This window comes from Micromonospora chersina, assembly GCF_900091475.1.
GTDB lineage: Bacteria > Actinomycetota > Actinomycetes > Mycobacteriales > Micromonosporaceae > Micromonospora > Micromonospora chersina.
Map to the genome: position 1 here is coordinate 4,708,783 of NZ_FMIB01000002.1, position 13,472 is coordinate 4,722,254.

Consider the following 13,472-nt stretch of genomic DNA (forward strand, 5'->3'; position numbering starts at 1 on the left):
CCGTCATGAGCAGTGCCGCCGCCTTCTCGTACGCCCCCCTGCTGCCGACCGGACCCGACCAGACGGAGTACCGCCTGGTCACCGACGAGGGCGTCGACGTCGTCGACGGCCCGGGTGGCCGCCGGTTCCTCACCGTGGAGCCCGCCGCGCTGACCGCGCTGACGGCCGAGGCGATGCACGACATCGCCCACTTCCTGCGCCCGGCCCACCTGGCCCAGCTCCGGTCGATCATCGACGACCCGGCGGCCTCGCCGAACGACCGGTTCGTCGCGCTGGACCTGCTGCGCAACGCGAACATCGCCGCCGGTGGCGTGCTGCCGATGTGCCAGGACACCGGCACCGCGATCGTGATGGGCAAGCGCGGCCGGCACGTGCTCACCGACGGCACCGACGCCGAGGCGATCTCGCGCGGCGTCTACCAGGCGTACACCCGGCTCAACCTCCGCTACTCCCAGCTCGCCCCGCTGACCATGTGGGAGGAGCGGAACACCGGCAGCAACCTGCCCGCCCAGGTCGAGCTCTACGCCGAGGACCCGGACGGCCACCCCGACGCCTACAAGTTCCTCTTCATGGCCAAGGGCGGTGGCTCGGCCAACAAGTCCTACCTCTACCAGGAGACCAAGGCGCTGCTGAACCCGACGCGGATGATGCAGTTCCTGGAGGAGAAGCTGCGCCTCATCGGCACCGCGGCCTGCCCGCCCTACCACCTGGCCATCGTCATCGGCGGCACCTCCGCGGAATACGCGCTGAAGACCGCCAAGTACGCCTCGGCGAAGTACCTGGACGCCCTCCCGACGCAGGGCTCGATGAGCGCGCACGGCTTCCGCGACCTCGAACTGGAGGCCGAGGTGCTGGAGCTGACCCGCAACTTCGGCATCGGCGCGCAGTTCGGCGGGCGCTACTTCTGCCACGACGTCCGCGTGGTCCGGCTGCCCCGGCACGGCGCGTCCTGCCCGGTGGCCATCGCGGTCTCCTGCTCGGCCGACCGGCAGGCGGTCGCCAAGATCACCCCGTCGGGCGTCTGGCTGGAGCGCCTGGAGACCGACCCGGCGCGCTACCTGCCCGACGTCACCGACGCCCAGCTGGACACCTCCGAGGTGGTCCGGGTCGACCTCAACCGGCCGATGGACGAGATCCGCGCCGAGCTGTCGAAGTACCCGGTGAAGACCCGGCTGTCGCTGAGCGGCCCGCTGGTGGTGGCCCGGGACATCGCCCACGCCAAGATCGCCGAGCGGCTGGACGCCGGTGAGCCGATGCCGCAGTACCTGCGGGACCACGCCGTCTACTACGCCGGCCCGGCCAAGACCCCCGAGGGCTACGCCTCCGGCTCGTTCGGCCCCACCACCGCCGGGCGGATGGACGCCTACGTGGAGAAGTTCCAGGCGGCCGGCGGCTCGATGGTGATGCTGGCCAAGGGCAACCGCTCCGGCCAGGTCACCCGCTCCTGCCAGGCGCACGGGGGCTTCTACCTCGGCTCGATCGGCGGCCCGGCCGCCCGGCTCGCCCAGGACTGCATCAAGCACGTCGAGGTGCTCGAATACCCCGAGCTGGGCATGGAGGCGGTCTGGAAGATCCAGGTGGAGGACTTCCCGGCCTTCATCGTGGTCGACGACAAGGGCAACGACTTCTTCGCCGAGGTCACCAAGCCGGTGCTCACCGTCGGGCGGCGCTGACCTTCGACGTACGCGAAAGGGGGCGTCGGGTGGGATCCCACCTGGCGCCCCTTCGTCATGCCGTCTGCTTGTCGACATCGGTGCGCCCGCCCGGGTCAGGGCCCGGGCGGGCGCACCGCCCCCGTCGGATGCCGTGCCCGGCAACCCAGCACGAGTCTCCGGCCTGGTGCTGTCGATCCGCTATCACGCCGCTATCACCCGGCCGCCGCGAGCGGTGACCGGCGGGTTACGCTGCTGGAAGTTCCACAAAGAGGCGTGCGGGGGCACAGATGCGGTTCGGGATCCTGGGGCCGCTGCGGGTCGGCGACGGCGAGTCCACCATCACGGCGGGTCGTGATCGGACACTGCTGGCCATGCTGTTGCTGCGGGCCGGCCGGGTGGTCCCCGTCGAGGAACTCGTCGACGCCATCTGGGAGGAGCGCCCACCGGCGACCGCCCGGACCCAGCTCCAGATCTGCGTGTCGCGGCTGCGGCAGCGCTTCGTCGCGCTCGACCTGCCGCCGGAGATGATCGTCACCGATCCGGTCGGGTACGGCATCCGGGTCGCACCCTCCGACCTGGACGCCGAGGTCTTCGCCCAGACCGCCGAGGCCGGCCGGTCGGCGGTCGACGCGGGGCAGCCGGCCGACGCCAGCCGCCACTACCGGTCCGCGCTGGCGCTCTGGCGGGGGTCGGCGCTGAGCGGGATCGCGAGCCGGAGCGTACGCCGACGGGCGCAGGCGCTCGACGAGCAGCGGCTGACCGTGCTGGAGGAGTGCGTCGAGGTCGAGCTGCGGCTGGGCCGGGCGGCCGACCTGATCGACGAGCTCAGCGAGAGCGTGGAACGCAATCCGCTGCGGGAGCGGCTGCGCGGCCAGCTGATGCTGGCCCTCTCCGCGGTCGGCCGCCAGGCGGACGCGCTCACCGTCTACCGGGAGGGGCGCCGGATCTTCGCCGAGGAACTCGGCATCGAACCGGGCACGGCGTTGCAGGAACTGCACCAGCGGGTGCTCGCCGGGGACCTGGCCCTGACGGGGCCGCCGCGACCGGCTTCCGGCCCGATCCGGGCGCTGCCCCGGGCGATCAGCGACTTCACCGGCCGGCAGGACACACTGGCCAGGCTGGTCAAGGAGATCGAGGAGCACGACGCCCGGATCCACCTGATCGACGGGATGGCCGGCACGGGCAAGACCACCCTGGCCGTGCACCTGGCGGCGGCTCTGGCCGGCCGCTACCCGGACGCCCAGGTCTTCATCGACCTGCACGGGCACAGCGAGCGCGAGCCGGTCACCCCGGCGGCGGCCCTGGCCGCGCTCCTCCGCCAGCTCGGGGTGCCCGCCGCGGGCATCCCCGCCGACGCCGACGAGCGGGCGGCCCTGTGGCGCAGCGAACTGTCCGGCCGGCGGGCCATCGTGGTGCTCGACAACGCGGCCAGCGCGGTCCAGGTGGCGCCGTTGCTGCCCAACGGCCCGGACTGCCTCACGCTCATCACCAGCCGGCGCCGGCTCACCGGCCTCGACGGCGGCCGGCCGTCCTCGCTGGCGGTGCTCGACCCGGACGAGGCGGTCGAGTTGCTCGCCCGGGTGGTCGGCGTGGACCGGGTCGCCGCCGAGCCGGAGGCGGCCGCCGAGGTGGTTCGCCGCTGCGGCCACCTGCCGCTCGCCATCCGGCTGGCCGGGGCGCGGCTGGCGCACCGGCCGCGGTGGCGGGTCCGGGACCTGGCGGACCGGCTGGCCGCGGGCCGGAACCCGCTGATCGAGCTGTCCGTCGGGGAGCGCTCGGTGGGGCAGGCCTTCGACCTGTCGTACGCGCAGCTCGACCCGGCCGCGCAGCGGCTGTTCCGGCTGGTCGGCGTGCATCCCGGGGCGTTCTTCGACCATCAGGTGGGTGCCGCCGTCGCCGACCTGCCACTTGCCGACGCGCAGGACCTGCTGGACGGCCTGGTGGACGCCCACCTCCTGGAGGAGCCCGACCCCGGCCGGTTCCGCTTCCACGACCTGGTGCGGGACTTCGCCCGGCAACTGCTCGACGGAGCGGGGCGGCCCGGGGAGCGGGCCGAGGCGGTGCGGCGGCTCCTCGACCACCACCTGCACGCGGCGTACGCGATCTCCCGCCAGATGGAGCCGGCGGCCAGCCGCGCCGCCCTGGTGCTGCCCGAGCCGCCCCGACCCGACCTGGTGGCCGTCTGCGAGACCGAGGGCCCGGCGTGGTTCGAACGCAACCGGGCCACGCTGCCGGCGCTGGTCCGGCTGGCGGCCGACGAGGGCCTGCTCGCGCACTGCTGGCAGCTCGCCCGGGTGAGCTGGTACTTCCTCTTCAGCCGGGGCCACCTGGACGAGCTGATCGACACCCACACCGTCGGCCTGCGCGCCGCCGAGCGGTGCGACGACGAGGCCGCCGTGGCCACCACCCGCAACTACCTGGCCTCCGGGCTGTTCCGGCTCGGCCGCTTCCCGGAGGCGATCGACCTCATGGAGGGCGCCCTCCAGATCCGCCGACGGCTGGGCGACCGCGAGGGCGAGGCCACCGTCCGGCGCAACCTCGCCATCGCGTACGGGGCGAACTGGCAGCTGGCGCCGGCCCTGGCGCACCTGGACGCGGCGCTGGACCTGGCCCGTTCCACCGGGCAGCCGGCCGCCGTGGCGGCGCTGCTGAACAACCAGACAGTGGTGCTGCTGGCCTGGGGCCGGTACGCCGAGGCGCAGGCCGTCTCCCGCCGGCACCTCGCCCTGGGCCGGGAGGTGGGTGACCTGAACAGCGTGCGCAACGCGATCGGTCACCTGGGCGCCGCGCGGGCCCGGCTCGGCGACCTCTCCGGCGCGCTGCGGTTCCTGCGGCTCGCGCTGCGGCTCAAGCGCCGGGAGGGCAACCGCTTCGGCGAGGGCGAGGTGCTCAACGAGCTGGGCGTCATCGAGCGGAAGCTGGGGCGGCCGGAGGCCGCGGCGGCCCTGCACCGGGAGGCGTTGACCGCGGTGACCGCCTCGGGGGACCGGGTGCTCGGCTGCCTCTCCCGCAACCTGCTGGCCCGGGCCCTGCTCGAACAGGGCGACGTGCGGAGCGCGCTCGACCTCTACCGCCGGGTGCTCCAGGACGCGGTCCGGCTGCGGGCCCGGCACGAGGAGGCCGAAGCGCTGGCCGGCATCGCCCGCTGCCAGCGCCCCACCGACCCGGCGGCCGCCCGCTCGCACGCGACCCGGGCCCTCGACCTCCTCCGGCAGCTCGACGCGCCGGAACGGGACGAGGTGGCGGCGCTGCTCGCCGAGTTGGGCTGAGCGATCATCTGCGCGTCGCCGCGCGGCGGGGCAGGATGGAACGCGTGACGACTCCAGAGGCGACCGGTTACCGGATCGAACGCGACTCGATGGGTGAGGTGGAGGTCCCCGCCGAGGCACTGTGGCGGGCGCAGACCCAGCGCGCGGTGCAGAACTTCCCGATCTCCGGGCGGGGCATCGAACCGGCCCAGATCAAGGCCCTGGCGCAGATCAAGGGCGCGGCGGCCCAGGTCAACGGCGAGCTGGGGGTGATCGGCGCGGACGTCGCCGAGGCGATCGCCACCGCCGCCGCGCACGTGGCTGACGGCGGCTACGACGACCAGTTCCCGGTCGACGTCTTCCAGACCGGCTCGGGCACCTCGTCCAACATGAACACCAACGAGGTGATCGCCACGCTGGCCGGCCGGGAGCTGGGCCGCGGCGTACACCCGAACGACGACGTCAACGCGTCCCAGTCCAGCAACGACGTCTTCCCCTCGTCGATCCATTTGGCCGCCACCCAGGCCGTGGTGGAGGACCTGCTGCCCGCGCTCAAGCACCTGGCCGGCGCCCTGGAGGAGAAGGCGGCCGAGTTCGAGACGGTGGTGAAGGCCGGGCGTACCCACCTCATGGACGCCACCCCGGTCACCCTGGGCCAGGAGTTCGGCGGCTACGCGGCCCAGGTCCGCTACGGCGTCGAGCGGCTGGAGGGAGCGCTGCCCCGCCTCGCCGAGCTGCCGCTCGGCGGCACCGCGGTGGGCACCGGCATCAACACCCCGCTCGGCTTCGCCGCGAAGGTGATCGAGAAGCTGCGTGCCTCGACCGGGCTGCCGCTGACCGAGGCGCGCAACCACTTCGAGGCGCAGGGCGCCCGCGACGCGCTGGTGGAGACCTCCGGCCAGCTCCGCACCGTCGCCGTCGGCCTCTACAAGATGGCCAACGACATCCGCTGGATGGGCTCCGGCCCCCGCGCCGGCCTGCGCGAGCTGCGCATCCCCGACCTCCAGCCCGGCTCGTCGATCATGCCCGGCAAGGTGAACCCGGTGGTCGCCGAGGCCATGCGGCAGGTGTGCGCGCAGGTCGTCGGGAACGACGCCGCGGTGGCGTTCGCCGGCTCACAGGGCGACTTCGAGCTGAACGTGATGCTTCCCGTGATGGGCCGCAACCTGCTGGAGTCGATCCGGCTGATCTCCGCGGCGAGTCGGCTCTTCGCCGACCGCCTGGTGGTCGGCCTGGTCGCGGACGCCGAGGTCTGCCTGGCGTACGCCGAGGGCTCGCCGTCGATCGTCACCCCGCTCAACCGCCACCTCGGGTACGACGAGGCCGCCTCGATCGCCAAGGAGGCGCTGGCCAAGCAGGTCTCCATCCGCGAGGTGGTGATCTCCCGCGGCCACGTCGACTCGGGCAAGCTCAGCGAGACCCAGCTCGACGAGGCCCTGGACCTGCTCCGGATGACCCACCCCTGAGGCACGCCCGCGCCGGGGTGCGTCAGGAGTGGGACGCGGCCTTGCGGGCCCGGTAGGCGCTCACCGCGGCCCGGTTGCCGCAGCCGGCGTCGCAGAACCGGCGGGACCGGTTCTTGGAGAGGTCGACAAGCACGTTCTCGCAGTCGGGGTGGTCGCAGCGGCGCAGCCGGCTCAGCTCGTCCATCCGGACCAGGTCGGCCAGGGCCATGGCGGCCTCGACCGCCATCCGGGTGGCCAGCGGCGCGTCCCGCGGCACGGCGTGCAGGTGGTACGGCTCGTCGTCGTGCCGGACGAGTTGCGGGAGCGCGTGCGACTCGCGGAGCAGCCCGTTGACCACCGCCACCACCTCGTCGGTGTCGGCGTACCAGATCTGGCGGAGCCGGGGCCGCAGCGCCCGGACCTCGCGCAGCTCCGCCTCGGTGTGCTCGTGCCGACCGGTCCACCCGTACGCCGTGAAGAACTCGTCGAGGGCGGCCACGTCGGGCAGCCCCTCCCGGTCCGGACCCGCCGTGTTGACAAGCGCCGCGGCCGCGACCAGGCCGCACTCGGTGTCATGAGCAAACAGCAACTTGACTCCTGTCGGGGTGCCGGCCTAGCGTCATCAGCATAACCCCGTTTGACTCATGTCCGGTCGACCCAAGGAGCTGTCGATGCGTGAACGGCCCGGCGTCGGCCTCGGCCTGGCGCTGCTCTCCGCGCTCACCTTCGCCACCTCGGGCACCTTCGCCCGACCGCTGATCACCGGCGACTGGTCCGCCGAGGCCGTGGTGCTCGCCCGGGTCGGCATCGCGGCCCTGGTGCTGGCCGTGCCCGCCCTGCTGGCGCTGCGCGGCCGGTGGCCGGTGCTGCGCCGCAACGCCGGCACGCTCGTGGTGTTCGGGCTGCTCGGGGTGGCTCTGGCCCAGGCGTGCTTCTTCAACGCGGTCCGCTACCTGCCGGTCGGCGTCGCGCTCCTGCTGGAATACCTCGGCATCGTGCTCGTGGTGGGCTGGATGTGGCTGGTCCACGGCCAGCGGCCCCGGCTGCTCACGGTGGCCGGTTCGCTGACCGCCCTGTGCGGGCTGGTGTTCGTGCTGGACCTGACCGGCGCCGGCCGCCTCGACCCGGTCGGCGTCCTCTGGGGACTCGGCGCCGGGGTCGGGCTCGCCGGTTACTTCGTCATCGCCGGCCGGGTCGACCCCGCGCTGCCCTCCGTCGTGATGGCCAGCGGCGGCATGGCCGTCGGCGCTCTCGTGCTGCTCCTGCTCGGGCTGGTCGGGGCGCTCCCGCTGCGCGCCGGCACCGCCGATGTCAGCTTCGCCGGCCACGAGATGAGCTGGCTGGTGCCGATCGCGGGCCTGTCGCTGATCGCGGCGGTGGTGGCCTACCTGACCGGGGTGGCCGGGGCCCGGCTGCTCGGCGCGCGGCTCTCCTCCTTCGTCGGGCTGACCGAGGTGATGTTCGCGGTGCTGATCGCCTGGCTGGTGCTGGGCGAGCTGCCGAGCGCCGTGCAACTGCTCGGCGGTGCGCTCATCGTGGCCGGTGTCGCCCTGGTCCGGGTGGACGAACTGCGCGGCGGTCGCGCCGAGCCGGTGGACGAGCGGGCCGACGCGCCGGCGCTGGCGTGAGAGGCTGCCCGTCGTGCTGCGCGTGGTGGTGTTCGACGCCGACGAGACCCTGCTCGACCTGCGCCCGGCGGTGACCGGCGGGCTGGTCGCCGTACTCGCTGAGATGCGGCGGCTGGCGCCGGCGGCGGCCGCGCTGTCCCTCGCGGACCTCGAGGCCGACTGGCACACGGTCTTCGGCGAGCGGAGCGCGGCGCCGGTGCAGGAGATCCGGCGCGCGGCGCTGGCCCGGTCGCTCGCCCGGGCCGCGCTCGACGACCACCTGGACGCGCTGGCGGGGCTCTTCTTCGCCCGCCGGTTCGCGCTCACCCGACCGTTCGCCGACGCGCTGCCCGCCCTCGCCGTGCTCCGTGGGCGCTACCTCCTGGGCTACGCCACCAACGGCAACAGCCGCGCGGAACGCTGCGGGCTCGCGGGTGAGTTCGCCTTCGAGCGGTACGCGCACGACGGCGGCCTGCCCAAGAAGCCCGCCCCGGAGTTCTACGCCGCGGTGGTCGAGGCGGCGGGCGTGCCGGCGGAGCAGATCGCGTACGTCGGCGACTCCCTCGACCACGACGTGGCCGGCCCGCAGCGCGCCGGCCTGCGGGGGATCTGGCTCAACCGGCAGGGCGTGCCCTGCCCGCCCGGAGTGCGTCCGGACGCGGAGGTGGCGACCCTGGCCGACCTCCCCGAGGCCCTGGCCGCCCTCGACGGGGTGGCCCCCATAGCGTCGCCGTAGCCGGCGCGTAGCCGGTCCGCCCAGCCTGGTGGGAGCCGCGGCCATCAACCGCGGTAGATCGAGGTCTCTCACCGAGGAGTCCCATTGGGCTGGTTGCACACGTCCCGTCGCCGCTGGAGCGCCATCGCGCTCACGGCCCTCACGGCCGGCACCGTCGCCGCCGTCGCACCGACCGCCCCGGCGCTCGCCGCCGGGCCCACCGACCACGTCCTGTACTGGAACGACGTCCTGCTGCGCACCTTCCGCCAGGTCGGCGGCGCGCCCGGCCCGCTCGCCCGCGCCGGGGCGATGGTCCACGGCGCCATCTACGACGCCGCGAACTCCGCCCTCTGCGCCGACGGAGCTGATCGGTGCATCGGGCAGCCGTACCGGACCAAGGTGACCCCCACGGCCGGGGTCAGCCCCGACCTGGCCACCGCCATCGACTACGCGGCCTACGACACGCTGCGCAGCATCTGGCCGTCGATCAGCTTCGCCGCCGACCTCACCACCGCGCAGCAGGACATCCCCGCCTCCGCGGCGCGGACGGACGGCCAGCGGATGGGCTCGGCCAGCGCGCAGGCCATGATCAGTTTCCGGACCAACGACGGTTCGCCGGACACCTCGACCTACGCCGACGGCACGGTCGCCGGCCAGTGGCGCCGCACCGGCTCCGGGGAGCCGGCGACCCCCAGCTGGGGGCTGCTCAGGCCGTTCGCCATGACCTCCACCACGCAGTTCCGCCCCGGCCTGCCGGGCGGCTACGCCACCTACGCGCAGCTGCTGGCCAGCCAGACCTACGCGAACCAGGTAAACGAGGTGAGGGGCCTCGGTGCGTCCAACAGCACCACCCGCACCGCCGACCAGACGCAGGCGGCCTGGTTCTGGGCCAACGACCTCGACGGCACGTACAAGCCGCCGGGCCAGCTCTTCGCGCACACGCAGGTGGTCGCCAAGTCGGCGAAACTCACCCAGGCCGGCAACGCCCGCCTCTTCGCGCTGGTCGGCATCGCGATGGGTGACGCGGCGATCGTCGCCTGGGACGCCAAGTACCAGACCGCCATCGACCTGTGGCGGCCCGAGACGGCGATCCACGAGCCGCAGGACGACAACAACGCGGCCACCACGCCCGACCCGAACTGGAAGCCGCTCTCCGCGAACACCAGCGGGGTCAACTTCTCCCCGCCGTTCCCCGCGTACGTCTCCGGGCACGCCACCTTCGCCGCCGCCTGGGCGGGTGCGATGAAGGGGTTCTTCGGCACCGACGCGTTCCGCTTCGTCGGCGGCACGGAGGACCCGCACGCCGTCGGCGTGAGCCGCAGCTTCACCGGGTTCGGGGCGGCCGCCACGGAGAACGCCCGGAGCCGGGTCTACCTGGGCGTGCACTACCAGTTCGACGCCGACTCCGGGATGTCCGCGGGCACCTCGCTGGCCAACCACGTGACCGGGAACTTCCTGCGGCCGAGCGTGCCGGCGTACACCTTCGACGGCTTCTACGAGGGGTCCGCGTACCTGGGCACCAGCTACCCGGACGCCGTCTCCGGGGGGAACTTCCTCGTCACCTTCAAGCTGACCGCCAACGGGACGCCGGTCACCGACCTGAACGCGGTCGTCGGGGTCTCCTGGAACGGTCAGCCGGCGGCGAGCAGTGGCCCGGTCGCCTTCACCAACGGCCGGTACGAGGTCCGGGTCTACACCGGCAAGTCGTGCGGCCCCGGCGGGCAGACGCTCTCCGTCCTGCTGCGCGACGGGTCAAGCCGCAATCTCCGCGTGACCTGCACCATCGTCTGACACCTTCGGCACTGGCGGCGCGGTCGGGACCACCGGCCGCGCCGTCGCCGCGTCGACACCCAGCCGCGACAACTGCTGCCGGATCTCGCCCAGCATCCGCTCGGCCTCGGCCAGCCGGTCGAGGGTGCGGGTGAGATCGGTCCCGACGGCCGCAGCCGGCGGGGCCTCCAGCAGCGACCGGTAGGTCCGGGACAGCTCGGGACCCGGCTCGACACCCAGCTCACGGCGGAGCAGCAGGCGGACCCGGTGGTAGCGGGCGATGGCCTCACCCCGGCGGCCGGCGCGGTCCAGCGCCACGAGCAGGTGACACCAGAGCGGCTCGTGCCACGGGTGCCGCTCCACCAGCGCGGAGAGGCGGGGGATCAGCTCGTGGTGCCGCCCGGCGGCGAGGTCCAGGTCGACCAGGTCAGCAAGGACCGCCAGCCGTTCCTCGGTGAGGCGGGCCGCCGCGGCCCGGGCGAACGGCGCGTCGATGTCGCCGAGCGGCGGACCGACGTGGAGCCCCAGTCCCGCCCGGTACGCCTCGGCCGCTGCGGCCGGCTGCCCGGTGGCGGTCAGGCCGCGCCCCTGTCGGGCCAGCCGGCGGAACACCTCCACGTCGATCTGGGACGGATCCGTGCGGAGCACGTAACCGCTGTCGTGGGTGACGATCTGAGCGTCCGGGGCAGCGCGCAGCCAGCGGCGCACCGCGGAGATCTGGCCGTGCAACTGGGTGCGGACCGTGCGCGGCGGCGCCTCGCCCCAGACCGCGTCGATGATCTGCTCGACGCGGACCAGAGAGTTGGCCTCCAGGAGCAGGAACGCCAGCACCGCCCGCGACCGCCGGCCGTCGAGGCGCTGCTGACCGGGCCCCTCGACAGCGAGCGGGCCCAGTAGTCGGAATCTCATGACGGCCGCGCCGAATGGCGGCACACGACACGCGAAAAGAAGCCCATCAGTCCTCCGGCCCCCGTCTTCCGAGGAGAACGCCAAGCTGCTGTAACCATAGAAGTTGCTAGATGCGATGACAATCGTGCGGATGGTCACGACGTCCCGCCGGCCGTTCCTCTGGACGGGCGGTGTGCGAGGCGGCGTCTCTCACGGCCGCCAGCCCCGGGCGACCAGCGCGGCGCGGATCTCGCGGACCAGCGCGGGGAACTCCCGGTCCAGGCGGCGACCGGTCACGCGCGGCACCAGCCAGCCGGCCGCGCCGAGCTGGTGTAGCCGCTGATGGTGCCGGTCCAGTTGATCCGGGTCGGCGTGCCACCGGTCGTCGTGCTCGACGGCGACGCGGAACTCGGGCCACGCCAGGGCGGGATGCAGCACCAGGCCCGACGGCCCGCGCACCGGGTGCCGCGCGACCGGGCGGGGCAGGCCGGCCAGCACCAGCCGGACCCGCAGGTGCGACTCGGGCGCGGACTGTGCCCCGGGATCGGCCAGGCCGAACACCCATCGCGCCCGCCGGCCACCGGGCCGGCCCGCGTTGCGGTCCGCCACGTCGGCCAGATCGGTCCGGCTGGCCCTGCCCATCCGCAGCAGGGCGTCGACGATCCCGACCGCGCGGACCGGATCGGACCACACCGCTGTCTCCCAGGCGCAGACGGCCGGCTCGGTGCGGAGCAACCGGCCCGGCTCGCTCGGCCGGCCCGCCCCGCTCGGCCGGCCCGGCTCGCCGCCCAGCGGCCCGGGCTCCGCGATGGCCGTGGCGACTGCCGCCGTGCTGTGCCTGGCGGCACTGCCGTTCCGGCCTGACGTGGTGCTCGGGAGGCCGACGGTCGGGCCGTTCCGGCCGGGGGTGGTGTTCGCCGGGCCGTTCCGGGTCGTGTCCGGGGGGCCGGCTGCGGCGGTGGTGGGGATCAGGAGGCCGATCCGTTCGGGCGACGACGGGGCCTGGTGCACCCGGACGCCGGGCTGGGCGTCGGCCCGGGCCGCCGCCGGAATCAGGACGTGCACGTCGTCCCGGAAGCCGGCGGCGTGCGCGACCCCGTGCAGGTGGGCCGCCGACGGGCCGGCGAGCAGCGTGCCCGGCGGGAGGCGGAGCAGCGCGGCGCGGCAGGCGAGCGTGTGGTCGCGGTCGAGGCGGGCGTCCGCGTAGACGTCCTGCCGGAGCCGCACCCAGGAGGCGCCCCGGAGCTGGTGCCGGGTCAGCAGCCCGCGCCGGACCACGTCCGAGCCACGGAAGACCTGCCAGGCCAGCTCGGGCGGTCGATGGGGATGAGGTGGCATGTCGACGAGCCTGGCGGCGACGGACCGTCGCCGGACACCCCTGTGGACAGCCGCGCCCGGACCCGGCGCGGGGCCCTGTGGACAACCACCGCGGCGCCCGGACGGTGTGCTAGCGGCTCCCGCCCCGCCCGCAGTGGAACGCAGGAAACGGTCAGGACAGGGCCGCGGCGATCGACTGGGCGGCGGCGGACACCTGGGCGCCGACCTCGGTGACGTCGAGCGGGGTCAGCGAGACCACCCCGACGCTCGCCTCCAGCCCCGGCACCCCGAGCACCGGCGCGGCCACCCCGTACGCCCCGGACTGCAACTCGCCGCTGGTGCTCACCGGGCCGGCGGCGCCCGTCCGCCCGGCCAGGATGGCCCGCCCGGCCGCGCCCCGCTCCAGAGGATGCCGCGAGCCGGTCCGGTACGCCACGTGGAACGAGGTCCAGCTCGGCTCGACCACCGCGAGGGCGACCCCCTCGCCGCCCTCGACCACGGTCAGGTGGGCGGTAGCCCCGGCCTGCTCGGCGAGCCGGCGCAGGGCGGGCAGCGCCCCCTCGGCCAGCAGCGGCTGGGCCCGCCGGGCCAGGTGCAGCACGCCCGCGCCGAGCCGGAGGCGCCCCTCGCCGTCGCGACGGAGCATGCCGTGGTCGGTCAGCGCGCCGACCAGCCGGTAGACCGCCGCCCGGCCGATGCCCAGCCGGTTCGCCGCCTCGGTGACGGTCAACCCGCCCGGCGCGTCGGCGACCAGGTGCAGCAGGCGCAGCCCCCGGTCCAGGGTCTGCGCCGTCTCTCCCGCACGTGCCGCCGTGTCCACAGCACGC

Annotated in this window: 10 protein-coding genes; 6 read left to right on the top strand and 4 right to left on the bottom strand. The window is 74.3% G+C overall.

Annotated features, from left to right (window positions below; all coding sequences use genetic code 11):
* Positions 1-5 precede the first annotated feature (5 nt).
* From GA0070603_RS21880 to GA0070603_RS21890, 3 genes are all read left to right on the top strand, one after another.
* Entirely contained in the window at positions 6-1,673 is a 1,668-nt protein-coding gene (locus tag GA0070603_RS21880; protein ID WP_091317235.1) for a fumarate hydratase, read from the top strand.
* Positions 1,674-1,942: 269 nt separating this feature from the next.
* Entirely contained in the window at positions 1,943-4,924 is a 2,982-nt protein-coding gene (locus tag GA0070603_RS21885) for an AfsR/SARP family transcriptional regulator (RefSeq protein WP_091317238.1), read from the top strand.
* A 44-nt stretch (positions 4,925-4,968) separates the two neighbouring features.
* Entirely contained in the window at positions 4,969-6,369 is a 1,401-nt protein-coding gene (locus GA0070603_RS21890) for a class II fumarate hydratase (RefSeq protein WP_091317241.1), read from the top strand.
* Between the two features lie 22 nt (positions 6,370-6,391).
* Here GA0070603_RS21890 and GA0070603_RS21895 read toward each other — a convergent pair whose 3' ends face one another.
* On the bottom strand, positions 6,392-6,937 hold the full coding sequence (locus GA0070603_RS21895) for a CGNR zinc finger domain-containing protein (protein ID WP_091317244.1): 546 nt from the start codon (positions 6,935-6,937) through the stop codon (positions 6,392-6,394).
* 82 nt (positions 6,938-7,019) lie between these two features.
* Here GA0070603_RS21895 and GA0070603_RS21900 point away from each other — a divergent pair, with 82 nt between their 5' ends.
* The 3 genes from GA0070603_RS21900 to GA0070603_RS21910 all read left to right on the top strand — a co-directional run bounded on the left by GA0070603_RS21900 (position 7,020) and on the right by GA0070603_RS21910 (position 10,461).
* The gene (locus GA0070603_RS21900; RefSeq protein WP_091317246.1) at positions 7,020-7,976 is read left to right on the top strand and encodes an EamA family transporter; all 957 of its coding nucleotides are present in this window, start codon (positions 7,020-7,022) and stop codon (positions 7,974-7,976) included.
* A 13-nt stretch (positions 7,977-7,989) separates the two neighbouring features.
* Positions 7,990-8,691 (top strand): HAD family hydrolase, encoded by a 702-nt coding sequence (locus GA0070603_RS21905; RefSeq protein WP_091317248.1) that lies wholly within the window; start codon positions 7,990-7,992, stop codon positions 8,689-8,691.
* Positions 8,692-8,775: 84 nt separating this feature from the next.
* A complete protein-coding gene (locus GA0070603_RS21910) occupies positions 8,776-10,461 on the top strand; it encodes a vanadium-dependent haloperoxidase (protein WP_208862928.1) in 1,686 nt (561 codons plus the stop codon).
* On the opposite strand, the gene GA0070603_RS21915 is transcribed toward GA0070603_RS21910, so the two are convergent.
* The 3 genes from GA0070603_RS21915 to GA0070603_RS21925 form a co-directional block, all read right to left on the bottom strand.
* The gene (locus GA0070603_RS21915) at positions 10,423-11,349 is read right to left on the bottom strand and encodes an AfsR/SARP family transcriptional regulator (protein ID WP_139131914.1); all 927 of its coding nucleotides are present in this window, start codon (positions 11,347-11,349) and stop codon (positions 10,423-10,425) included. The two genes, GA0070603_RS21910 and GA0070603_RS21915, sit on opposite strands and share 39 nt — an antisense overlap.
* Positions 11,350-11,538: 189 nt before the next feature.
* On the bottom strand, positions 11,539-12,666 hold the full coding sequence (locus GA0070603_RS21920) for a hypothetical protein (RefSeq protein ID WP_091317253.1): 1,128 nt from the start codon (positions 12,664-12,666) through the stop codon (positions 11,539-11,541).
* A gap of 151 nt (positions 12,667-12,817) precedes the next feature.
* Positions 12,818-13,465 (bottom strand): IclR family transcriptional regulator, encoded by a 648-nt coding sequence (locus tag GA0070603_RS21925; RefSeq protein WP_091317256.1) that lies wholly within the window; start codon positions 13,463-13,465, stop codon positions 12,818-12,820.
* Positions 13,466-13,472 lie beyond the last annotated feature (7 nt).

Excerpts from the sequence above, each read along its gene's own strand:
- GA0070603_RS21920 (WP_091317253.1), bottom strand. The coding sequence starts at position 12,666 with ATGCCACCTCATCCCCATCGACCGCCCGAGCTGGCCTGGCAGGTCTTC.
- GA0070603_RS21900 (WP_091317246.1), top strand. The coding sequence starts at position 7,020 with ATGCGTGAACGGCCCGGCGTCGGCCTCGGCCTGGCGCTGCTCTCCGCG.
- GA0070603_RS21885 (WP_091317238.1), top strand. The coding sequence starts at position 1,943 with ATGCGGTTCGGGATCCTGGGGCCGCTGCGGGTCGGCGACGGCGAGTCC.
- GA0070603_RS21880 (WP_091317235.1), top strand. The coding sequence starts at position 6 with ATGAGCAGTGCCGCCGCCTTCTCGTACGCCCCCCTGCTGCCGACCGGA.
- GA0070603_RS21915 (WP_139131914.1), bottom strand. The coding sequence starts at position 11,349 with ATGAGATTCCGACTACTGGGCCCGCTCGCTGTCGAGGGGCCCGGTCAG.